Genomic DNA, 1,339 nt, shown 5'->3' on the forward strand with positions numbered 1-1,339 from the left:
GATGAAACCGTATTACATCAACTAGCGGCGGAAGCGAAAACGATTTTTGCTTCAAACCCTGATGCAAAATACATTCGCGATGATTGGCGCCAAGAAAGCAAAGTGCTCAAGCCGATTCTAAACCAAGACAAAATGCGTCAAGCAGGAATTAACCGCGCCGATGTCGCTTTCGCGCTAAAACGTGCATCAGACGGCATGCCGCTCGGACAAATGAACCTGAATGATGAGTTGATTCCAATTCAGTTACGTGGCACATCGCAAAACATGGCGTCACTAGAAACGCTACCTGTGCGCTCTCTACTTGGCTTTAACAGCGTTCCGCTTGGTCAAGTGGTGGATGGATTCGAACTGGTCACCGAAGAGAGCATGATTTGGCGACGAGACCGCGTGAAAACCATCACGGTTCAAGCGGGTGTGAGCCGAGACTCCACACCAGCGAACGTAAGAAATGCCATTAAAGATCAGGTTGAAGCTATCCAACTTCCGGCGGGTTACAGCATGGAATGGGGCGGCGAATATTACGATGAAGACAAAGCGGTCACCGACATCATGAAGCAGCAACCAAAAGCAATGCTGATCATGGTGATCATCCTAGTCGCGATGTTCAACGGCTTTAAGCAGCCAATCATCATCCTCGCAACGCTACCACTGGCAGCATCAGGGGCTGTGTTTGCTCTGCTTGGATTCGATAAACCATTTGGCTTTATGGCGCTGATCGGAGCTATCACACTGACCGGGATGATCATCAAAAATGGCATCGTACTAATGGATCAAATTGAGCTCGAACGCACAAATGGCAAGAGCTTGTCTGACGCGATCAAAGAAGCCACGGTCAACCGTACTATGGCCATTTCTATGGGTGCGTTAACGACCGCGCTCGGCATGATCCCGCTGCTGTCAGATCTGCTGTTTGACCAAATGGCGGCAACCATCATCGGAGGCTTGGCAGCCGCAACCATATTGTCACTGTTTGTCATGCCTGCGCTGTATCGCCTTGCTTACAAAGAAAAAGCACCATCCACACAAACCAACGCTGAGCTAGAGGAGGCGTCATCGTGAAAAAATTCATTCTAACGCCTGTCGTTCTAGCCCTAAGTTTAGCAGGTTGTGCAGTGGGCCCCGACTACCAAGCACCGACCACCAGCATGGCAGAAACCTACTTGAACGCCGAAAATGCAGGGTTGAGTACCGATTCACAACACGTTGAGTTTTGGTGGACTAAGTTTCACGATCCGGTGTTGAATCAAATGGTTCAAGACATGCAGAGCCAAAACATTCCGCTGAAAGTGGCGGCCGAGCGGGTGAAAATGGCCAACAACTATAAAACCATGGTGGAGTC

1 protein-coding gene and 1 pseudogene are annotated in these 1,339 nt (G+C 49.7%); both read left to right on the forward strand.

The window, feature by feature from the left end:
• Window positions 1–1,059: efflux RND transporter permease subunit (locus tag R8N28_RS25095; protein ID WP_318183649.1), on the forward strand; the 1,059-nt coding region annotated here is incomplete at its 5' end.
• A pseudogene (locus R8N28_RS25100) lies at window positions 1,056–1,339 on the forward strand (hypothetical protein); the annotation flags it as partial. The gene R8N28_RS25095 and the pseudogene R8N28_RS25100, both read left to right, overlap by 4 nt.

This window comes from Vibrio sp. Vb1554 (assembly GCF_033344235.1).